Genomic DNA, 19739 nt, shown 5'->3' on the forward strand with positions numbered 1-19739 from the left:
CGTCCGCCGCTACCAGGCGGTGGCCGGTTGAGCGGCTGGACCCGGCACGCCCGCGTCCTCGGCATCTGCTGGCGCGCGGCGGTGGCCGGCGAGATGGAGTACCGGCTCAACTTCGCCTCCAACGTGCTGCTCAGCACGTTCTGGATGGTGTGGGCGGCGGTCGGCGCCTCAGTCTATTTCCGGTTCACCGGCGCGGTGGCGGGTTGGACGCACGCCGAGGTGCTGGTCGTCATCGGACTGTTCTTCACCCTCAACGGGCTGCGCCAGGCGCTGCTGCAACCCAACCTGGAGCGGATGACCGACTACGTGCGCCGGGGGACCCTCGATTTCCTGCTCACCAAGCCGTTCGACGCGCAGCTGCTGGTGAGCCTGCGGCAGATACGGGTCAACAACCTGCTCGACCCGGTGCTCGGCCTGGCCCTGGCCGCCGTCGGCGTGGTCCGGTCCGGGCGGGGCGTGTCGCTGGCCGCGCTCGCCTCGTTCCTGCTGCTGCTGGCCTGCGCGGTGCTGCTGATATACGCCCTCACCGTGCTGTTGATGGCGCTCGCGGTGGTGCTGGTGGCCGCCGACGAGCTCGGCCGGGTGTCGTACGCCTTCGTCGAGCTGTCCCGCTTCCCGGTGGAGCTGTACCGCAACCCGGTGCAGGCCGTGCTGACTGTGGTGCCGGTGGCGTTCCTCACCACGTATCCCGCCGCGGCGCTGCTGGGCCGGCTCGACGCGCACCTGCTGCTGCTTGCCCCGGTGGTGGCGGCCGGCGCGGTCGTGCTGGCCACGATGGCCTGGCGGCGTTCGCTGCGCTCCTACTCCGGCGCCAGCGGCTGACCAGACGGCGACGGGGGACCCGCGCCGCGGCAGGCGACGGGTCCCCGGTACGGGTCGGAGAGGTCAGTAGACGGTCACGCCGTACGCGCTGGCCGCCTCCGGGACGGGCTGGTAGAAGGTGGTGCCGCCGGACCTGCAGTCACCGCTGCCGCCGGAGGTGATGCCGAGCGCCTTCGTGCCGTCGTAGAGCGGGCCGCCGGAGTCGCCCGGCTCGGCGCAGACGGTGGTCTGGATCATGCCCTTCACGGTGCCGCCGCCCTGGCCGACGTAGCGGACCGAGACGTTCAGGGCGGTCACCGTGCCGCTGTGCGTGCCGGTGGTCGACCCGGTGCGCTTGACCGACTCGCCGACGAAGGCGTTCGCGGCGGTGTAGCCACCGGGGTGGCTCAGCGACGTGTTGTCGTAGCGGACCAGGGCGTAGTCGTTGCCGGGGAAGCTGGAGCCGGTGGTGGGGCCGATGAGGGTCCTCAGGCCGGAGTCGGTGTACCAGGTGTTGGCGACGTTGCCGCAGTGCCCGGCGGTGAGGAAGTAGTAGGTGCTGCCCTTGACCACGTTGAAGCCGAGCGAGCAGCGGTAGCCGCCGCCGTAGATGGCGTTGCCGGCCGACAGCAGCGGGCGGAAGGTGCCGCGCGCCCGGTCGACCCGGATCGCACCCGCCTCGGCCCCGGCGGCCTTCTTGATCCTGGCGACCTCGGCGGTGGAGACGGTCTCGTCGGCGGTCACCACGACCCGGCCGGAGGCGGTGTCCAGGTGCCAGGCGATGCCCTCGACGCCGGAGGCCTGTACGGCGGCGTCGGCCCGGGCGAGCTGGTCGGCGGTGAAGCTCGGTGGGGCGGCCGCGGCGGCTCCCGGGACGGTGAACGCACCGGCGGCGACCAGGCCGACGGTCGCGGCGAGCAGCGAGGTGAGTCGATTTCGGGGGATTGACACGTCTCCTCCTAGCACGGGAGGGCCGCCGGTTGCGTCAGCGGCCGTGTGCCGTCGCCGGGGAGTGGATCGGGGTGACCTCGGCGAACCTCTAGCGGCGAGTATCTACCCGGATCGATGCGCGGGCAAGGGGGCGGTGCCGGGTGGCCGGGCGCTGGTTAGGGTGTGGGCGGGGAGGTGCGCCGATGGGGTCGGAGCTGGACGGGGCCGCGCTGGCCGGGCTGGCGGCGGCGGTTCCGGGCGGCGTGCGTACCCGGGCGGCCGACCGGCTGCGGCTGGCCCACGACGCCTCCCACTACCTGCTGCACCCCGCCGCGGTGGTCACCCCGGCCGACGCCGAGCAGGTCGCCGCGCTGCTGCACCACAGCCGCCGCGCCGGCACCCCGCTGACCTTCCGCTCAGGTGGCACCAGCCTCAGCGGTCAGGCCGTCACCGACCAGCTCCTGGTCGACACCCGCCGACACTTCCGTGACCTCGAGGTGCTCGACGAGGGCCGCCGGGTGCGGGTGCAGCCGGGCGTGGTGCTGCGGCAGGTGAACAACCGGCTCGCGCCGTACGGCCGGCGGCTCGGCCCGGATCCGGCCAGCGAGTCCGCCTGCACCATCGGTGGCGTGGTGGCCAACAACTCGAGCGGGATGACCTGCGGCACCGAGTTCAACACCTACCGGACGCTGGAGTCGCTGCTGCTGGTGCTGCCCAGCGGCACCGTGCTGGACACCGGCGCCCCCGACGCCGACGCCCGGCTGCGGGCCACGGAGCCGGAGCTGCACGCCGGCCTGCTGCGGCTGCGCGACCGGGTGCGCGGCAACCCCGACTCGGTGCGCCGGGTCCGCGCCCAGTACGCCATGAAGAACACCATGGGCTACGGCGTGAACGCGTTCCTCGACCACGACACGCCCGCCGACCTGCTCACCCGCCTCGTGGTGGGCAGCGAGGGCACCCTCGCCTTCGTGGCGGCGGCGACCTTCCACACCGTACCGGCGCACCGGCACGCCGCGACCGGCCTGCTGGTCTTCGACACCCTGGCCGCGGCGATGGCGGCCATGCCGGCCCTCGTCGCCGCCGGGCCGGCGGCGATCGAGCTGCTCGACGCCGCCGCGCTGCGGGTCGCCCAGCTCGACCCCCAGGCGGACGCCGCGCTGCGTGGCCTCGTGGTGCGCGAGCACGCCGCGCTGCTGGTGGAGTGGCAGGAGTCCGACCCGGACGCGCTCGCCGCGCGGGTGGTGGCGGCCCGGCCGGTCCTCGCCGGGCTGCCGCTGACCGCCCCGGCCCGGCTCAGCGGCGAGGCGGCGGCCCGCGCCGCACTCTGGCACATCCGCAAGGGCCTGTACGCGGCCGTCGCCGGCGCGCGTCCGTCGGGCACCACCGCCCTGCTGGAGGACATCGCCGTCCCGGTGGGCGCGCTCGCCGACACCTGCGCCGCGCTCGCCGACCTGTTCGCCCGGCACCGGTACGAGCAGAGCGTGATCTTCGGCCACGCCAAGGACGGCAACCTGCACTTCATGCTCAACGAGCGGTTCTCCGGCGGTGAGGCCCCGGCGCGGTACGCCGACTTCACCGAGGAGATGGTCGACCTGGTGCTCGGCCACGGCGGCACGCTCAAGGCCGAGCACGGCACCGGCCGGGTGATGGCTCCCTACGTGCGCCGCCAGTTCGGCGACGAGTTGTACGCGGTGATGCGCGAGCTGAAGACGCTCTGCGACCCCGACGGGGTGCTCAACCCGGGGGTGCTGCTCAGCGACGACCCCGACGTGCACATGCGGCACCTGAAGACGGTGCCCACGGTCGAGCCGGAGGTGGACCGCTGCGTCGAGTGCGGCTACTGCGAACCGGTCTGCCCCAGCCGGGACCTGACCACCACGCCCCGGCAGCGGATCGTGCTGCGCCGGGAGATCGCCGCCGCCCGCGCCGCCGGCGACCTGGCGCTGGCCGGGGAGCTGGAGGACGCGTACGGCTACGACGCGGTGGACACCTGCGCGGTGGACGGCATGTGTGCCACCGCCTGCCCCGTGCTGATCAACACGGGTGACCTGGTGAGGCGGCTGCGTACCGAGCGGAACGGTGGGGTCACGCAGGCCGGCTGGCGCGCGGCGGCCAACCGGTGGGGCGCGGCCACCCGGGGCATGGGGCGCGGCCTGGACCTGGCCGGGGCGCTGCCGCCCGCGCTGCCCGAGGCGGCCACCCGGGCGGCCCGGGCGGTGCTCGGCGCGGAGCGGGTGCCGCAGTGGCGGCGGGACCTGCCCCGGGGTGGCGAGGTGCGCCGCCCCCGCCCGGTGGACGATCCGGACGCTGTCTTCGTGCCGTCCTGCCTGGGCACGCTGTTCGCGCCGGCCGAGGGCGGATCGGGGGTGGCCGCCGCGCTGCTCACCCTCGCCGAGCGGGCCGGCGTACGCCTGCTCGTGCCCGACGGGGTGGCGGGCATGTGCTGCGGCACTCCCTGGTCGTCCAAGGGCCTCACGGCCGGCTACGAGCGGATGCGGGACCGGGTGCCGGCGGCGCTGCGGGCGGCCAGCCGGGACGGTGCGCTGCCCGTGGTCAGCGACGCCGCCTCCTGCACCGAGGGCTTCGCCAAGCTGCTCGCCGACGCCGGTGGGCTACGGGTGGTCGACGCGGTCGCGTACGCGGCGACGGAGCTGCTGCCCCGGCTCACCGTCCGGCGTCGGCTGGGCTCGCTCGCCCTGCACCCGACCTGCTCCTCCACCCGGTTGGGGCTGGACGCGGCGCTGCTCGCCGTGGCCCGGGCGGTCGCCGACGAGGTGGTGGTGCCCGACGGCTGGCAGTGTTGCGGCTTCGCCGGGGACCGGGGTCTGCTGCACCCAGAGCTGACCGCCTCGGCCACCCGCGCGGAGGCCGATTCGGTCGCCGCGCGCCCCTTCGACGGGTACGCCTCGGTGAACCGGACCTGCGAGATCGGGATGGCCCGGGCGACCGGCCAGCAGTACCGTCACCTGCTCGAACTGCTGGCCGACGCCACCGCCTGACCGGCTCAAGAGGACCGAACCGTCCGACACGGATCGGAGTTGTTGACCACCACTATTCCCATAGGGAATAGTGACCGCCGTGACAGCCTCACATGCACTGCTCGGGATCCTCGCCCAACAGGGGACCAGGCACGGATACGAGCTCAAGCGCGAGTACGACCGCCGGCTCGCCGGAGTCCGCCCGCTCGCCTTCGGCCAGATGTATACGGCGCTGGCGCGCATGCTGCGCGTCGGCCACATCGCCGAAGCGGCGTACGAGCGGGGGGCCGGACCCGAGCGGGTGGCCTACCGGCTCACCGACGACGGTCGATCCGAGCTGATGGCCTGGTTGGCGCAGCCCGTGCCGCCAAGCCCACACGTGTCTGCGCCGCTGTTCGTCAAAGTGCTCATCGCGTTGCTGGCCACGCCAGACGAGACTGCCGCCCGGGCGCTGCTGGCCGCCCAGCGGGCCAGCCACCTCGAGCAGATGCGCCAGCTCACCAAGGTCAAGACGGACGGCAAGGCGCCACTGTCCGAGCTGGCCGCCGCCGACTACCTGCTGAAACATCTCGACGCCGACATGCGCTGGATGGCCACCACCCTCGAACGCATCACGGCGATCCGCGCGGAGGTGCTGGCATGACCGCCCAACCATTCGACGTCGCACCCGGCAACAGCGGCCCGCTGATCGAGGCGCGCAACATCAGCAAGGCGTACGGGCCCACCCATGCGCTGCGCGACGTGTCCCTTGAGGTCGGCCGTGGGGAGATCGTCGCAGTCACCGGCCCGAGCGGCTGCGGCAAGTCCACCCTGCTGCACTGCCTGTCCGGCATCCTGCGCCCGGACAGCGGGCAGGTGCGGTTCCAGCACCGCGACATCGCTGCCGAGAGCGAGCACTTCCGTTCCCGGCTGCGCCGTACCGCGTTCGGGGTGCTCTTCCAGTTCGGCCAGGTGGTGCCGGAGCTGACCACGATCGAGAACGTCGCCCTGCCGCTCCAGTTCGGCGGCGCCCGGTACCGCGACGCGGCAGCGGCCGCTCGCCGGTGGCTGGACCAACTCGGCATCGGCGAACTGGCCCACAAACATCCCGGTGAGATGTCCGGCGGCCAGCAGCAGCGCGTCGCGCTCGCCCGCGCGCTGGTGACCCGCCCCGAGGTGCTCTTCGCCGACGAGCCGACCGGAGCGCTGGACAGCCTCGCCAGCGAGCAGGTCCTCACCGTACTCATCCGGCTCGCCCGCGAACAGGGCACCACGGTGCTGCTGGTGACACATGACGTCCAGGTGGCCGCGTACGCTGACCGTGAGATCACCATGCGGGACGGCCAGGTGGAGACCGATGGCCGGATCACCATCAGCGGAGCCGTGCGGTGAGGCCCGAAGGCATGCTGCGGTTGGCCTTCGCCGGCACCCGGGCCGACCGGGCCCGCGTCACCATCACCACCCTCGGCGCGGCCGTGGCGGTGCTGGTGCTGCTGTGCTGGGCGACCGTCGTGTCGATCCAGCCCGGTGGCCGGTACAGCAGTCGCATGTTCACCAGCGAAACCGTGCTGACCAACCTCGCCACGGCGATGATGCTCTTCACCGTGCCGGCGATGTTCTTCCTGGCGCAGTGTGCCCGGCTGGGCGCGCCCGGCCGCAACCGGCGGCTGGCGGCGTTCCGGCTCGCCGGAGCGTCCCCGACACAGGTGGTGTGGGTAGCCGCCGTGGAAACGGGCCTCGCCGCGTCGATCGGCGCGCTGGCGGGCACCGCCGCCTACCTCGCCGGTCGCGCGCTCCTCGACCAGCCGGACATCGACGGCGCCCGCCCGCTGCCGACCGACGTCCTGCCCGCACTGCCGATGATCGTCGCCATCGCGCTCGGCGTTCCGTTGCTGGCCACGGCCCTGGCCGTCCTGCTGCTGCGCCGCGTCGCGATCACGCCCTTCGGCCTGCTGCGCCAGTCGCGACGCCAGCGGGTACGCGCCTGGCCCGGACTGCTCGGCCTGGCCGGCCTGGCCGGGTTCGCGGCACTGGATGCGTTGTCCCGCTCGGATTTCGTCAAGCAGGGTGGATTCGGCGACAACAAGGAACTGTTGTGGATGGTCGCGATACTCGCCTGCGCGGTGCTGCTGATGCTCGGCCTGATGCTCGGCACCGCGTGGATCGGGCACGTCAGCGCACGCCTGCTGCTGCGACTGACCCGGCGCCCCAGTGCGCTGATCGCCGCTCGCCAGACCCTCGCCGACCCGTACGACGGCAGCCGCACGTACACCGTCATCCTGGTCACCACCGCGTTCGGGGCCGGCGCGATGATGCTGCACTCCTGGCTGGTCACCAATGTCGCCGTCCGGGCCGCCGCCAACCCCTCGTGGGATCCGAGCGGCACCGCCGCGTTCCGTGCCGACATCTACGACATCGTCAACATGGTGCTGCTCGGCCTGCTCGTCCTGGCCGCACTCGCGCTGCTGGTGGCGCTGGTCGAGTCGGGCGTGGCTCGGCGCCGTACCCTCGCCGCGCTCGTCGCGGCCGGCACCCCGCGCGCCGTGCTCGCCCGGTCCATGTGCTGGCGGGTGCTGATACCGGCCGTGCCCGGCATTGCGCTGGCCTGCCTGTACGGGCTGATGGCGGTGCGCTCCTTCACCGCCACCGCGAGCGCCGGTTCGAGCCACGACTTCCAGGAGGTCTGCACCGGGACGGCGGCGCAATGTGCCGACCCGGCGTTGCGCACCCTGCACACCAGCTACCAGGGGGTCACGCTGACCTTTGCCGTGCCGCTGCCGTGGGGCGACGTCGCGGCCCTCGCCGCCGCGGCGCTCCTCGTGATCCTCCTCGTGGTCGCGGCGAGCATCCTCCTGCAACGCTCCAGCACCGACCCGTCCGAACTGCGCGCGGACTGACCGTGCCGCTGCACCTTTGCCCAACGCCTCATCACCGTCAGGCGGGCGCGGCTCGAACTAGGATTCGCGTCGTGCGGCTGCGGGTGACCGGGTGACGGGTGAGCTGCGGGAGCTGGCGGAGCTGGCCTCGGCCCGGGCCCAGCTGGACGACCGGGAACTCACCCTCATCGAGCGGGCCCGCCAGCAGGGCGTCACCTGGGCGGAGATCGCCATCGCACTCGGCCTGGCCAGCCGACAGGCCGCCGAGCAGCGGCGGCAACGCCTCGTCGCCGCCGCCCGGGCCCGGCGCCTGGACGCCGACCGCGACTGTGCGCCGCCCCTGGCCGACCTCCGGCTGGCGGTGACCGAGCTGCACCGGTGGATCCTCGACGACCGGAACTGGGCGTCCCGGTTCCCGCGCGCCCAACTGGTCCGCGGCACGCTCGCCGCCGCGCTGCTGGCCCCGCCCGGTTCGCTGCACGACCTGGCCGCCCACGCCGCCGCCGACCTGGCAGAGGTCGACCCGGCCCGGCTTCCCCCAGCCGTGCGGGCGGCTGCCGCAGCCCTCCATCTTGGCCTGTCAACGCTACGTTGACAGGCCCGGTAAACCTTGCCGCCATCCGGCTCAAGTTTGAGCATGGGTTTCCACCAGTCATCCGGGGGAGCCCATGCGACGAAACGCGGCCCTGTTCGTGGCCATCTCTCTGCTGTCCGGCTTCGGCAGTACGACGATGTCCCTGGTCAGCGGCATCTGGCTGCTGGACCTGACCGGGTCCGCCGGCCTCGCGGCCGTGGCCGGCCTCTGCGTCTTCGCGCCGCAACTGGCCGGCCCCTGGCTGGGTGGCGCCCTCGACCGGCTGCCCCGGCTCGCCGTCGTCGTCACGGTGAACCTGGTCCTAGCCGCCACGCTGCTCGGCCTCCTCGCCGTACGGGCGGCCGACGACGCGTGGATCCTCTTCGCGGTCTCCCTCGCCTACGGCGTCAGCTATGTTCTCATCGAGGCCGGCGAGTCGGCGTTGCTGCCCCGGGCGCTGGACCCGGACCGCCTCGGCGACGTGAACGGCTGGCGGGGCAGCGCCCAGGAGGGGACGAAGCTCGTCGCCCCACTGGCCGGCGCCGGCCTGTACGCCTGGCAGGGTGGGCACCTCGTCGCCGTGGTCAGCGCCGCCATCCCCGTCCTGGTCGCGGTCCTCTACCTTGCGGTGCGCTTCACGGAGGCGCCGAGCGGGCCGCCGCCCGGGCGGGAGCGGGGCCTGCGGGCCGGGCTCGCCGTGCTTGGGCGCGAGCCGGCGATCCACCTCAGCGTCGCGCTGGCGGCGGTGGCGATCGCCATGTCCGGCTTCACCACCGCCGCGCTCTTCCAGGTCGTCACCGTCGACCTGCGGCTGCCCTCGGCGTCCCTCGGGGTGCTGGTCAGCGCCCAGGGAGCGGGCTCGCTGGCGGCCGGCCTGGTCGCCGGCCGGATCATCGCCCGGCGCGGGCCGACCGCGGTGGCGGTGGTCGGGACGGTCGGCTACGCCGCCGCCTGCCTGCTGCGCTGCCCGCCGTGGTGGCCGGCGAACGTCGCGGCCTCCGTGCTGGCCGGCATCGGGTTGATGTTCGCCCTGGTCTCGGCCGTCACCGCCGTCCAGACGCGCACCCCGGAGCACCTGCTCGGGCGGGTGTCCGCCACCGCGAACACCGCGATGTTCGCGCCCATCGCGCTGGCCATTCCGCTCGGATCGGCCGCCGTGCACCTCGGCGGGCGGCCGCCGTTCGTCATCGCGGCGACGCTCTGCCTCGCGGCGGCCGCCGTCGCGTACCGCCTGCAGGCCCGGACGCCGGGGGCCTCGCCCGCTGCCGGCGCGGTCGCGGAGCCGGCGGGAACGACAGCTCCGATGTCGGCCCCTATGCGGTGACCGCCGTCTGCACGCCGGCTCTGTCGTACCGGCTCCCTAGGCTCCGGCCATGACCGCGAAGCTGACCCGGCTGCTCGACTCCCTTGCGCCGGGGGCCCTGCCGCCCGCCGCACCGTGGAGCCGGAGGACGGCGGGCCGCCGCCGTACTGGTTGAGCGATGCCCCGGTCGGCCCCGAGGTGTGGGTCCGGATGCGGTCCCGGCACCGGGAAACCGGGCTGTGGCCGCTGCTGCTGAGCGGGTTGTCCGCCGAGGAGAGCCGACCCTGGGCCGACGGCGAGGTGTATCCGGCCAGCACGTCGTCGCCGGATCAGCACGACGCGGCGGAGCTGCTGGCCCGGTGGTGGGACGCCAGCACCGGCACCGACGACGATGACGACATGCTGTCGTCGGTCGACCGTGTGGCGGTCACGGCCCCGTTCCGGCGGACCTGGCCCGGGCTGGCCGAGCCCGGAGACTCTGCGGGGCCCGCCGCCCACTTCGCCGACCGGTACGCGGAGTTCCTCGGAGACTCATCCGTGCGACTCGGCCTGGTGGCGGCGCCCCGCGGTGCGGACGCCCTGGCGGTGACGGGCTGGTCCGGCCCGGCCAACTACCACGACACCGGCGAGATCGCCGCCGTCGTACGGAGTTGGGAGGAGCGGTTCGGCGCCCGCGTCGTCGGCGTCGGGTTCGACACCCTGCACCTCAGCGTCGCCGCACCACCCGCCACGCCCCGCCACGCCCTGCGGGTCGCCGCCGAGCACTTCGCCTTCTGCCCCGACAACGTCTGGCAGGGCGCCGGCACGCTCACCGCCTACGCCGAGCAGCTCCTCGGCCTGAACTGCTGGTCCTTCTGGTGGGACTGACCCAGCAGATCGGCGCGGGGAGGAGACGGCCGTAGGCGTAGCATTCGGCGACGTGTTGCGGAGCTGGTGGTTGGCGGGCGTCGTGCTGGCATGCGGGTTGCTCGTGGCGGCAAAGGCGCACTATCCGCCGGTCGCCGTCGTCGAGTTGCTCATCTTCGTGGCGCTGGCCTTCCTGCTCTCGCCGCTGGTGTTCCCAAGGTCGCTGACCGCCGCGCAGGCACAGGAACGCAGCGCGCGGGACGGCCGGCCGATCGTGTACTGGCGGCCGGGCTGCCGGTACTGCCTGCGGCTGCGGCGTCGGCTCGGCGGCCGGGCCGGTCAGGTCCACTGGGTCGACATCTGGCGTGACCCGGCCGGAGCGGCCGCGGTCCGGGCCATCACCGGGGGCGACGAGACGGTTCCGACGGTGGTGGCGCGCGGCGAAGCGGTGGTGAATCCCGAGCCGGCCTGGCTGGTGGGGCGGCTGGATCGTCCCTGACCTGCGGTCACGGCGCCACCGGCCCGGCCTCCGATCGCGCGACGCCCGCGCCGGTCACAACGCCAGTTCCCCACCGGTCACCGCGTCCTGGTCGGGCTCCGGGCCGGCCACATCGGCCAGGCCGGCTCCGCGCCGGTCACAGCGTCCGGGACAGCTCCGCGATGATCTCGGCGGCCGGGGCGGCCCGGGCGGAGCGCCAGCCGGTGCCCGCCCACAGGTGCAGCCGGTCGGCGTCACCGGCCCGGGCGGCGGCGGTGCGCAGCGGCCGGGTCAGGTGGTGCAGCGCCGGATAGCCCAGCGGCGCCTCGGTGTCGTGACGGTCGACGAAGCCATTGCGCAGGGCGCGGGCCGGCCGGCCGGTGAACGCGCGGGTGACCACCGTCCGGTCCCGGCGGGGGTCGGCCAGCGCGTCCCGATGGGTGCGGCTCGCGCCGCTCTCGTCCGCCCGCAGCAGCAGCGTGCCGACCAGGACGGCGGCCGCGCCGGCCGCGAGGGCGGCCCGGACGTCCTGCCCGCCGGCCACCCCGCCGGCGGCGAGCACGGGCAGCCCGGTCCGGTCGCCGACGAGGCCGACCAGCTCGGGCAGCGGACGGGCGGGCGGCGGACGGTCCGGGGTGAAGGTGCCGAAGTGGCCGCCGGCCTCCGCGCTCTGCGCGACCAGCCCGTCCACCCCCAGGTCGGCGGCGGCCCCGGCCTCCGCCGGGTCGGTGACCGTCACCAGCACCCGGCTGCCGGCCCGCCGCAGGTCCCGTACGACGGCGGCGGGCGGGAGGCCGAAGGTGAAGCTGACCACCGGCACCGGGTCGCGGACGAGCAGGTCGATCTTGGCGGCCCAGTGGTCGTCGTCCTCGACGCGGGCGGCTGCCGCCAGGTCCAGCCCGTACGGCGCGCCCTCCGGGGCGATCCGAGTCGCGTACCGGCGGAACTCCGTCTCGTCGACGGGCACCGGGGTGGGCACGAAGACGTTCACGCCGAACGGCCGGCCGCTGGCCCGCGCGCCGGCGATCTCGTCCGCCGTCGCCTCCGGGGTCTTGTAGCCGGCGGCGAGGAACGCGAACGCGCCGGCCGAGCCGACCGCCGCCGCCAGCCCGGTCGTGGTGGGCCCGCCGCCCATCGGTGCCGCGACCACCGGCACGTCCACCCCGAGCAGTTCCTCGCGTCGCCTGTCCACGGACCCAGTCTGCCTGACCGGGCTCACCGCCCGTACGGGTGGCGGGTGAGGCTGGCGTGCAGCATCCGGGTGAGGGTGACGATGTCGAACACCGGCACGCCGAGCCGGGCCTGGATCCGGTGCGCGAACGGCACCAGGTCGGTGCACTCGATCAGCAGCGCGCCCAGCTCCGGGTGGGCCCGGGCGAGGGCGTCCACCCGGGCGTCCACCTCGGCGGCGAGCCGGTCGACGTCGAGCCGGTCGCGGCGGCCCTCCAGCATCACCTCGCGGAACTCCGGCTGCTCGGCCATGCCGGTGACCGCGACCGGCACGTCCCCGGCACCGATCGCGGCGAGGTGCCGAGGGCTCAGCGCCGTCTCGTCGGCGACCAGCAGCCCGACGGTCCGGTCGACCATCCGGTGCACCATCGGCAGTTGGATGAGGCTGGACGACCACAGCGGAACGTCGACGGCGGCAGCCAGTTCGGCCTGGAAGAGCACGAGGAAGCCGCAGGCCCCGGTGATGCCGGCGACGCCGGCGGCCTGCAGGTCCCGGGCGGCGGCGACGAACGGTTCCAGCAGGGCCGGATCGGCCTCGCGGACCAGCCGCTGCGGGGTGGCGCCCTCGACCACCCGGTAGACGACGGGGAAGTCGAAGGTGGCCGGGTTGCGGATGTGCCCGGGGATCTTGTCGAAGCTGGTCTGGAGGCAGAGCACTCCGATCGGGGCGTCGTCGCTCATCGGCTTTTCCTCGTGAAGCGGTCCGGGGCGAACGTCTCCAGCGGCAGGTCGGGCGGTCCCCCGTCGAGGAGTTGGGCGAGCAACCGGCCGCCGGCGGGCGCCAGCCCCATCCCGATGTGCCCGTGCCCGGTCGCCACGCTGACGTTGCGGTACGTCCCGGCCCGGCCGATCAGGGGCAGGCTGTCCGGGGTGCAGGGGCGTAACCCGCTCCACACGTGCAGCCGTCGCCCGGTGTCCAGGCCCGGCAGGTACGACCGCACGGTGCGCAGGATCCCGTCGACCCGGCGCGGCGACACCGAGCTGTCGAGGCCGGACAGCTCCAGGGTGCCGCCGACCCGGATCCGGTCGCCCAGCGGCATCACCGCCACCTTGCCCTCGCTGAGCAGCATCGGCAGGCGGGGGGCACCCGGCCCGGCGGGGAGGGTGACGGTGTAGCCCTTGGCGGGTTGCAACATCAGCCCGACGCCGAGCGCGCGGGCGCAGGCCGCGGACCACACCCCGGCGGCGATCACCACCTCGGTCGGGCGCAGCTCGCCGCGGCTGGTCCGGACGGCGCGTACCCGCCGGCCGGTCACCTCGAAGTCGCGGACCTCGGTGCCGGTGAGGATCTCCACGCCCCGCTCGCGCAGCAGGCGGGCGAACCCGATCAGGAAGGCGGGGATGCGCAGGGCGGCACCCTCCTCGTTGAGCAGCGCCCCGGCGATGGTGAAGTCCACCCCGGGTTCCAGCTGGGCCAGTTCCGCCGGGTCGAGCTCGCGCAGCGGCACCCCGCGCTCCACCGCGGCCGGGATGGTGCGACGCGCCTGCGCGTACCCCTGCTCGGTCCGGCAGGCGAGCACCATGCCACGCGCGGTGAGGGTGTCGGTGAGGTCCCCGGTGGCGCAGACCTCGCGGAGGATGGCCAGGCTGCGCTGCTTGAGCGCGAGCAGCACCTCGAACCCGGCGCGCGCGTGCCGCTCCGTGCAGTGCCGCCGGAAGTGCCACAGCCAGGCCAGCAGCCCGGGGTCCGGGCGCGGCCGGACGTGGAACGGGCTCCGCGGGTCGAGCAGCCACCACAGCCCCTTCGCCACCACGCCCGGCTCCGCGAGGGGCGCGGAGCCCTGGGTGCCGACGAAGCCGGTGTTTCCGGCCGAGCAGGCGGCCGGGTCGCCGACCTCGTGGCGGTCCACCACGGTGACGGTGTGCCCGGCCTGGCGCAGGAACCAGGCGCAGAAGAGGCCGACGACGCCCGCGCCGATGACCAGGACGTCGGGGTCGTGCCGGGCGGGCGTCGTGGCCATCGCTGCCGCCGGTCAGAGGGTGACGACGAAGAAGCAGGTGGGCAGGTTGACCACGACCCGCTCCCAGATGTCGGCGCGGAGCGCCACGCCCGGTTCGGCGAAGGTGCCCGGCGGCGGCTCGGCGAACCGGATGGTGGACTTCCCGGCGTCGAAGAGCAGCGCGCCGTGGCCGAAGTCTCCGACGATGGCGGTACCCGGGTCGACCAGCCGGGTCCGGACGATGAAGACGCCGTTCTCCTCGACGTCGCGCATCAGGCGCCCGTCGCCCAGCAGCCGGTAGTAGTCGGCCGGGTTGATGATCAGCCCGTCGGCGGTGCTGCCCATCTGCTCGACCTCGTTGCAGGCCGCCAGGATGGTGGACGCGAACGGCCCCGGGTCGGTGAGCCGGCCGATGTCCGGCATGGTGAGCAGTCCGCCCTCGCCGCGCAGGATGGTGTGGTTCTCGGCGGTGGCCAGGCGTACCACGAGGCGGTAGTTGATGAACTGTTCGAAGCTGACCGGGTCGTCCCAGAGGGTGTCCGGCACCTGCACCCAGGCGGTGGTGGTGAGCAGCGGCGGGATGGGGGAGCGGTGGAAGTGGTTGGCCGCCTCCCGCCGTAGGTCCGCGCCCGCCACCGTCGGGTCGCCCGGGCGGGGTGGGCTCTCGTGCCAGTAGTGCTCCTGCGGCTCCCGGGACAGGTCCACCACCTTGAGCATGTTCCGCGACGGGTAGCGGGGCTTGCGGCGGGAACTGGTCAGCGAGTCGGTGATGGTGACGTCGTAGTCGACGCGGGTGTCGAATCCGTCCTTGGCGAACGCCTCGACGAAGAGTCCGCCGGGCGACATCTGGGTCTTCCGTTCGGCGACCACCTCGGCGATGGTCCGCTTGACGATGTCGGTGCGCTGCACGGGTCGCTTCCCCTTCCCTCAGGCCGGCCTGCGGGCGACGAACATGCCCCAGCCGAACTCGCCCCGATCGATCGCGGCCTGGATCTCGTCGCAGGAGTCGGCGAAGTCGCGGATCCAGGTCCGCGCCGCCTCGTCGTCGGTGCCGGCGGCCCGCTCCCGGGCGGTGCGCCCCAGCACCCGGTACGTCTGCCGGAGGTGCGCGTCGAGGCTGCGCGCCGTGACGTCGACGAAGCCGGCCGCCTCGAGGGCCCGGCGGTAGCCGTCGAGGGAGTAGCCGCTGTTCCAGCGCACCCGGTCGTAGACGTGCCGGCGGGCCGCGTCGCCGATCTCCGGCTTCGGCTGCAGGAAGTCGGAGAAGGCCAGCACCCCGCCGGGGACGAGCACCCGGAGCAGCTCGGCGTGACTGCGCGGCTTCTCGGGCACCAGGAACAGCGCGTCCTGGCTGACCACATGGGTGAACGTGCCGTCGGCGTACGGCAGGGCGGTGGCCGAGCCGTGCCGGAACGCCAACCGCAGTCCGTCGCCGCGCTCGGCGAGCCGGCCCTGGGCGAAGCGGACCCGCTCGATGCTCAGGTCCAGGCCCTCGCCCCGGCAGCCGGTCCGCTCCGCGAGGCGCAGCAGGAAGTTGCCGCAGCCGCAGCCGACATCGAGGACGTTCGCCGTGGCGTCGATGCGGGCGTCGGCGGCCAGGACGTCGGAGGTACGGTCGGCCGCCGCGGGGTAGTCGCTGTCCGCGTCGTCGGCGAAGTAGCCGGTGTGCAGCACGCCCTCGCTGTCCCAGAAGCTGAGGTACGTCCGCGTGGTCCGGTCGAAGAACTCGGAGACGTCCCGCTCGGTGAACGGGCTGGTCGTGGACATGAGGCGCTCCTTCGGGCGACGGTGGTCGGCGGGGTCAGGCGTAGGTGTCCCGGCGGACTCCGGTGAGGTGCGGCAGGTCGGGTCCGGTGGCGCCGGCGCCACCGTCGATCAGGTGCACGCCGGCGGTCACGTACGACGCCCGTTCACTGGCCAGGAAGGCGGCCACGGCGGCGACCTCCTCGGGGCGGGCCAGCCGCCCCAGCGCGCTGTGGTGGCCCATGGCGCGCAGCCGCGCCGCCACGTCGCCGTGCTCACCGGCCAGCCGGGCCGCGGCCCGTTCCATCGGCGGGGTGCGTACGCCGCCGGGGGCGAGCACGTTGACCGTGATGCCGTCGCGGCCGACGTCGACGGCGAGACCCTGGGCGAAGCGGACCAGCGCGGCCCGGGTGACCCCGGAGAGCGCCAGCGGCGGGATCGGGGCGCAGGCGGTCTCGGAGGCGACGAACAGCAGCCGCCCCCAACCGGCGGTGCGCAGGTGCGGCAGCGCGGCCAGGGCCAGCCCGACCGCCGGCAGCAGCACCCGGTCGACGGCGGCCCGGTAGTCGTCCGGCCCGAACGCGGTGGCCGTGCCGACCGGCGGGCTGCCGCCGCTGACCAGCAGCACGTGCAGGCCGCCCAGGTCGGCGGCGACCCCGTCGACCCAGCGCGCGGCGGCCGCGGTGTCGGTCAGGTCCACCCGGGCGGTGCTCACCCGGCCGGTGGCGACCGGCGCGAGTTCGCGTTCCGCGGCGGCCAGCCGGTCCGGGTCCCGGCCGCAGACCGCCACGTGCGCGCCCTCGGCGGCGAACTCCCTCGCACAGGCCAGCCCGATGCCGCTGGTGCCGCCCGCGACGACCACCACCCGTCCCTTGAGTCCGAGATCCACGTCGCCTACCTCTCCGTCCCGGCCGGTGCGCCGTCGTCCTGTCGTGAGGTCGCGCCGGACGGCGCGCCGTTCCGGTACCCGTAGCGGGTGAACAGCGGCCAGGCCAGCGCCGTGGCGGCCAGCCGCTGGCGGCGGGTCAGCGTGTGCCGCCAGGCGTCGTCCGAATCCCGGATACGGGTGGGGCCGGTACGGAACCGGTCCGGGTTGCCGGTCACCGTGTGGTTCTGGCGCAGCGCGACGGTGCGGTCGCGGACCGGGTTGCCGGCCGGGTCGGCGCCGACGAACCGCAGCAGCGCGTCGACGGTGCCGGCCGGGTCGGCGGCGAACTCCTCGTAGCGCAGGAACAGCGACCGCCGCGGGTGCCGGCGGGTGATCGCCGCCGAGGCGAGGTTGAAGCCGTGCCAGTACGCGGTGCTGCGCGCCGCCGACATCGCGTAGACGTACTCCTTCGGCTCCCGCCACGAGTGGGCCACGGCCCGGGGGTCGCGCACCAGGTGCAGCCAGTACGGGGTGACGCCGGGGACGTGCGGCAGCAGTGCCGCCTCACCGGGGATCTTGGTGCTGTCCACGATCACCCGCGCCCCGGTCCGTTCGGCCACGCCCCGGTAGACCGCGCCCATCAGCGCCGCGTGCGCCCGGGTGTCCGCGTCGTACGCGCCGCGCCGCAGCACCCGCCAGGTGTGCCGGGTGCGGACCCGGGTGCGCTGGCGGTGGATGACGGTGGCGGCGTGCGCGTCGAGTGAGCCGCCCGGCGGCAGGCCGATGCGCAGGATCTCCGACCACAGCGGGCAGCGGGTCAGCGGGTTGCCGCAACCGCAGCGGTCGTTCACGCCGCGGCCCGTGGCGTTCTTCCACAGGAAGTGCAGCTCGCCGACGTGCAGGAAACCGGGCACCTCGCCGAGGACGTTGCCGATGATGGTGCTGCCGTTGCGGCACCAGCCGGTGACACAGACGACAGCCAGGCGCTCGCTCATGCGGTCACCTCGCTTCGCTCGGCGGTCGCATGAGGCCCCACACCGCGCCTGATGATTCGCTCGCTGCGCTCGCTCATGCGGTGCGTACCTCCGTGGCGGGTGCCGGGGCGGGGTGGCCGATGCGCAGCGCCATGACCGCCGCCACCAGCGCGCAGGCCGCGGCGGCGGCGAAGACCGCCGGGTAGCCGAGGCCGGCGGCGACCAGGCCGGTGACCGGCCCCCACACCGCCAGGCCCAGATCCCAGAACGAGGTGTACGCCCCGATGGCCGCGCCCTGTCGGGCCGGGTCGGCGCGGTTCATCACCATCAGTGCCAGGGACGGGTGCAGCAGGGAGAACCCGACCCCCATGACGAGGCTGCCGGCCACGGCGACCGGCAGGTTCGGCGCGACCGCGATGACCAGCAGGCCGATCGCCTCGCCGACGCCGCACCAGGCGGCCACCCGCCGGGGGCCGAGCCGGTCGGGCAGGTGACCGATGACCAGCCGGGTGCCGGCGTAGACGGCGCTGAAGCAGCTCAGCACCACCACGCCGTGGCCGACGCCCCGGGCGTCCAGGTGCAGCACGACGAACGCGGCCAGGCCGGCGTACCCGGCGGAGCCGAGGGTGAGCGCGACGCCGGGTGCCAGCGCCGGCCGCAGCAGCAGGCCGCCGCCCCCGCTGGAGGGGGCGGTCCGGGCCGGCGCGGGCACGAGGGCGACCAGGGCGGCGGCGAGCAGTGGCGCGGCGGCGGCGAGCGCCCAGACCGCCGGGTATCCGAACTGCTGGACGGTGGCGCCGAGGAAGGTGCCGGCGGAGATGCCGCCCCACATGCTGACCCCGTACAGACCGATGAGCTGGCCGCGCCGGTGGTGGGGGGCGAGGTGGACGGTCCACACCGCTCCGGCGGTGAACAGCGCGGCCTCGCCGGCGCCGAGCAGTAGCCGGACGGCCACCAGCGCGGGCACGCCCAACGGGGCCAGGTAGAGCAGGCCGCCGGCGGCCAGCACGAGCGCGCCGACCAGCATGACGGTGCGGTGGCCGTACCGGTCGGCGAGGGCGCCGGCGACCGGGCGGACGAGCAGTGCGGTCACCGCGGTCACGGTGACCACCAGCCCGACCACGAGGTCCCCGGCGTGGTGCCGGTCGCGCAGGAAGGCGGGGAGGACCGGGATCACCGCGGTGAGGCCGAGGTAGCCGGTGAAGAGACCGCCGAAGACGCCGACCAGGGCCAGCCGCGGGAGGGTGGCGTCCCGGGTGTCCGCGCTGGTCATGGCCGGGCCAGCGGGGCGGCGCGGCCGGCGGCGACCTTGCGGACCGCCCGGATCAGGTCGTCGCAGTCGTCGAGGGTGAGGTTGGACGACAGCGGCACGTCGACGGTCTCGGCCAGCAGCCGCGCGGTGCGCGGCAGCAGGGCCCGGATCTGACCGGGGTCGGGGGTGTCGTAGAGGAACCGCCAGTTCCAGAAGGCGCGCACGTTGAGGTCGTCGTCGGCGCCGACGTTGCGCGCGTCGAAGCCCTCCGCGCGCAGCGCCCGGGCGAACCAGCCGGCGTCGCCGCCGGGCACCCGGAACACGAACGCCTCCCCGAGGTACGCGCCGGGCGCGACCGGCCGGCGGACAGCGATGCCGGGCAGGCCGGCCAGGGCGGTGGCGACGTGGGCGTAGTTGCGGTGGAACAGGGCCAGCCGCTGGGGCAGCCGGGTGAGTTCGGCGCGCAGCAGGGCGGCGCGGATCTCGTCCATGCGCAGGCTGAGCAGGGGCAGGTCGAGGCCGCTGAGCGGGGGTTCGGCGCCGGCGAAGTGCCGGCGCAACCGGCCCTCGTACGCTCCGGACAGGGCGACCGCGCGGGCGAACAGGGTGCTGTCGTCGGTGACCAGGAAGCCGCCCTCGCCGCAGTTGAGCGCCTTGTCGGACTGCGTGCTGAAGGCCCCGGCGATGCCGAAGGTGCCCAGCTTGCGGCCGTTGAGTTCCGCCCCGAGGGCGGGTACGGCGTCCTCGATCAGCGGTACCCGCATCTCGGCGGCGAACGCCGCGAGCGCCTCGACGTCGGCGGCGAACCCGCGCATGTGCACCACCACGATGGCCCGGATGTCCGGCCGCCACCGGCGGCGCAGGTCGTCGAGGTCCATCCGCAGGTCGTCGTCCACCTCGACCAGAAATGGTCGGCAGCCGGCCATGACAATGGCGCTGGGGGTGGCGACGAAAGTGAATCCGGGGC

The 19739-nt window shown here is 74.5% G+C and carries 19 protein-coding genes; 9 read left to right on the top strand and 10 right to left on the bottom strand.

From position 1 onward, the window contains the following. Positions 1-822 (top strand): ABC-2 family transporter protein (locus ABZ570_RS29590; RefSeq protein ID WP_358070711.1); only part of this gene is annotated, 822 nt, incomplete at its 5' end. Between the two features lie 63 nt (positions 823-885). Here the strand turns inward: ABZ570_RS29590 and ABZ570_RS29595 are convergent. After that, positions 886-1752 (bottom strand): S1 family peptidase, encoded by an 867-nt coding sequence (locus ABZ570_RS29595; RefSeq protein ID WP_358070713.1) that lies wholly within the window; start codon positions 1750-1752, stop codon positions 886-888. 182 nt (positions 1753-1934) lie between these two features. Between ABZ570_RS29595 and ABZ570_RS29600 the strand changes: the two genes are divergently transcribed. The 8 genes from ABZ570_RS29600 (at position 1935) to ABZ570_RS29635 (ending at position 10786) form a co-directional block, all read left to right on the top strand. After that, positions 1935-4730: an FAD-binding and (Fe-S)-binding domain-containing protein gene (locus ABZ570_RS29600; protein WP_358070715.1), complete on the top strand. Its 2796-nt coding sequence runs from the start codon at positions 1935-1937 to the stop codon at positions 4728-4730. A 79-nt stretch (positions 4731-4809) separates the two neighbouring features. Further along, complete coding sequence (locus tag ABZ570_RS29605; protein WP_358070717.1) at positions 4810-5352, top strand: helix-turn-helix transcriptional regulator; 543 nt, start codon at positions 4810-4812, stop codon at positions 5350-5352. Then, the gene (locus tag ABZ570_RS29610; RefSeq protein ID WP_358070719.1) at positions 5349-6080 is read left to right on the top strand and encodes an ABC transporter ATP-binding protein; all 732 of its coding nucleotides are present in this window, start codon (positions 5349-5351) and stop codon (positions 6078-6080) included. The genes ABZ570_RS29605 and ABZ570_RS29610 overlap by 4 nt, the downstream gene beginning before the upstream one ends. Further along, positions 6077-7585: an FtsX-like permease family protein gene (locus ABZ570_RS29615; protein ID WP_358070721.1), complete on the top strand. Its 1509-nt coding sequence runs from the start codon at positions 6077-6079 to the stop codon at positions 7583-7585. Before ABZ570_RS29610 ends, ABZ570_RS29615 begins: the two co-directional genes overlap by 4 nt. Before the next feature lie 91 nt (positions 7586-7676). Beyond that, on the top strand, positions 7677-8159 hold the full coding sequence (locus tag ABZ570_RS29620; protein WP_358070723.1) for a hypothetical protein: 483 nt from the start codon (positions 7677-7679) through the stop codon (positions 8157-8159). A gap of 73 nt (positions 8160-8232) precedes the next feature. After that, positions 8233-9462 (top strand): MFS transporter, encoded by a 1230-nt coding sequence (locus ABZ570_RS29625; RefSeq protein ID WP_358070725.1) that lies wholly within the window; start codon positions 8233-8235, stop codon positions 9460-9462. Between the two features lie 189 nt (positions 9463-9651). Further along, positions 9652-10308 (top strand): DUF4253 domain-containing protein, encoded by a 657-nt coding sequence (locus ABZ570_RS29630; protein ID WP_358070727.1) that lies wholly within the window; start codon positions 9652-9654, stop codon positions 10306-10308. 52 nt (positions 10309-10360) lie between these two features. Next, positions 10361-10786 (top strand): glutaredoxin domain-containing protein, encoded by a 426-nt coding sequence (locus ABZ570_RS29635; protein ID WP_358070729.1) that lies wholly within the window; start codon positions 10361-10363, stop codon positions 10784-10786. Between the two features lie 136 nt (positions 10787-10922). Here ABZ570_RS29635 and ABZ570_RS29640 read toward each other — a convergent pair whose 3' ends face one another. The 9 genes from ABZ570_RS29640 to ABZ570_RS29680 all read right to left on the bottom strand — a co-directional run. Next, entirely contained in the window at positions 10923-11957 is a 1035-nt protein-coding gene (locus ABZ570_RS29640; RefSeq protein ID WP_358070731.1) for a nitronate monooxygenase, read from the bottom strand. Positions 11958-11980: 23 nt separating this feature from the next. Further along, complete coding sequence (locus ABZ570_RS29645) at positions 11981-12676, bottom strand: aspartate/glutamate racemase family protein (protein ID WP_358070733.1); 696 nt, start codon at positions 12674-12676, stop codon at positions 11981-11983. Then, complete coding sequence (locus ABZ570_RS29650) at positions 12673-13956, bottom strand: FAD-dependent oxidoreductase (RefSeq protein ID WP_358070735.1); 1284 nt, start codon at positions 13954-13956, stop codon at positions 12673-12675. Before ABZ570_RS29650 ends, ABZ570_RS29645 begins: the two co-directional genes overlap by 4 nt. Positions 13957-13968: 12 nt before the next feature. Then, positions 13969-14844, bottom strand: coding sequence for a family 3 encapsulin nanocompartment shell protein (locus tag ABZ570_RS29655; protein WP_358070737.1), 876 nt, complete (start codon positions 14842-14844; stop codon positions 13969-13971). A gap of 18 nt (positions 14845-14862) precedes the next feature. Continuing rightward, positions 14863-15702, bottom strand: coding sequence for a methyltransferase domain-containing protein (locus tag ABZ570_RS29660; protein WP_358070739.1), 840 nt, complete (start codon positions 15700-15702; stop codon positions 14863-14865). 34 nt (positions 15703-15736) lie between these two features. Next, entirely contained in the window at positions 15737-16567 is an 831-nt protein-coding gene (locus ABZ570_RS29665) for an SDR family oxidoreductase (protein ID WP_358070741.1), read from the bottom strand. Between the two features lie 5 nt (positions 16568-16572). After that, positions 16573-17541, bottom strand: a complete 969-nt coding sequence (locus tag ABZ570_RS29670; RefSeq protein WP_358070743.1) for a sulfotransferase domain-containing protein — start codon at positions 17539-17541, stop codon at positions 16573-16575. Between the two features lie 73 nt (positions 17542-17614). Further along, positions 17615-18793: an MFS transporter gene (locus ABZ570_RS29675; protein ID WP_358070745.1), complete on the bottom strand. Its 1179-nt coding sequence runs from the start codon at positions 18791-18793 to the stop codon at positions 17615-17617. Continuing rightward, positions 18790-19739: DegT/DnrJ/EryC1/StrS family aminotransferase (locus tag ABZ570_RS29680; RefSeq protein ID WP_358070747.1), on the bottom strand; the 950-nt coding region annotated here is incomplete at its 5' end. The genes ABZ570_RS29680 and ABZ570_RS29675, both read right to left, overlap by 4 nt.

The sequence above is a fragment of the Micromonospora sp. NPDC007271 genome (assembly GCF_040634005.1).
Lineage (GTDB): Bacteria > Actinomycetota > Actinomycetes > Mycobacteriales > Micromonosporaceae > Micromonospora.

What these genes read in the sequence shown, in the direction of transcription:
- ABZ570_RS29610 (WP_358070719.1), top strand. Translation starts at nt 5,349, where the DNA reads ATGACCGCCCAACCATTCGACGTCGCACCCGGCAACAGCGGCCCGCTG.
- ABZ570_RS29630 (WP_358070727.1), top strand. Translation starts at nt 9,652, where the DNA reads ATGCGGTCCCGGCACCGGGAAACCGGGCTGTGGCCGCTGCTGCTGAGC.
- ABZ570_RS29660 (WP_358070739.1), bottom strand. Translation starts at nt 15,702, where the DNA reads ATGTCCACGACCAGCCCGTTCACCGAGCGGGACGTCTCCGAGTTCTTC.
- ABZ570_RS29675 (WP_358070745.1), bottom strand. Translation starts at nt 18,793, where the DNA reads ATGACCAGCGCGGACACCCGGGACGCCACCCTCCCGCGGCTGGCCCTG.
- ABZ570_RS29625 (WP_358070725.1), top strand. Translation starts at nt 8,233, where the DNA reads ATGCGACGAAACGCGGCCCTGTTCGTGGCCATCTCTCTGCTGTCCGGC.
- ABZ570_RS29645 (WP_358070733.1), bottom strand. Translation starts at nt 12,676, where the DNA reads ATGAGCGACGACGCCCCGATCGGAGTGCTCTGCCTCCAGACCAGCTTC.
- ABZ570_RS29600 (WP_358070715.1), top strand. Translation starts at nt 1,935, where the DNA reads ATGGGGTCGGAGCTGGACGGGGCCGCGCTGGCCGGGCTGGCGGCGGCG.
- ABZ570_RS29670 (WP_358070743.1), bottom strand. Translation starts at nt 17,541, where the DNA reads ATGAGCGAGCGCCTGGCTGTCGTCTGTGTCACCGGCTGGTGCCGCAAC.
- ABZ570_RS29650 (WP_358070735.1), bottom strand. Translation starts at nt 13,956, where the DNA reads ATGGCCACGACGCCCGCCCGGCACGACCCCGACGTCCTGGTCATCGGC.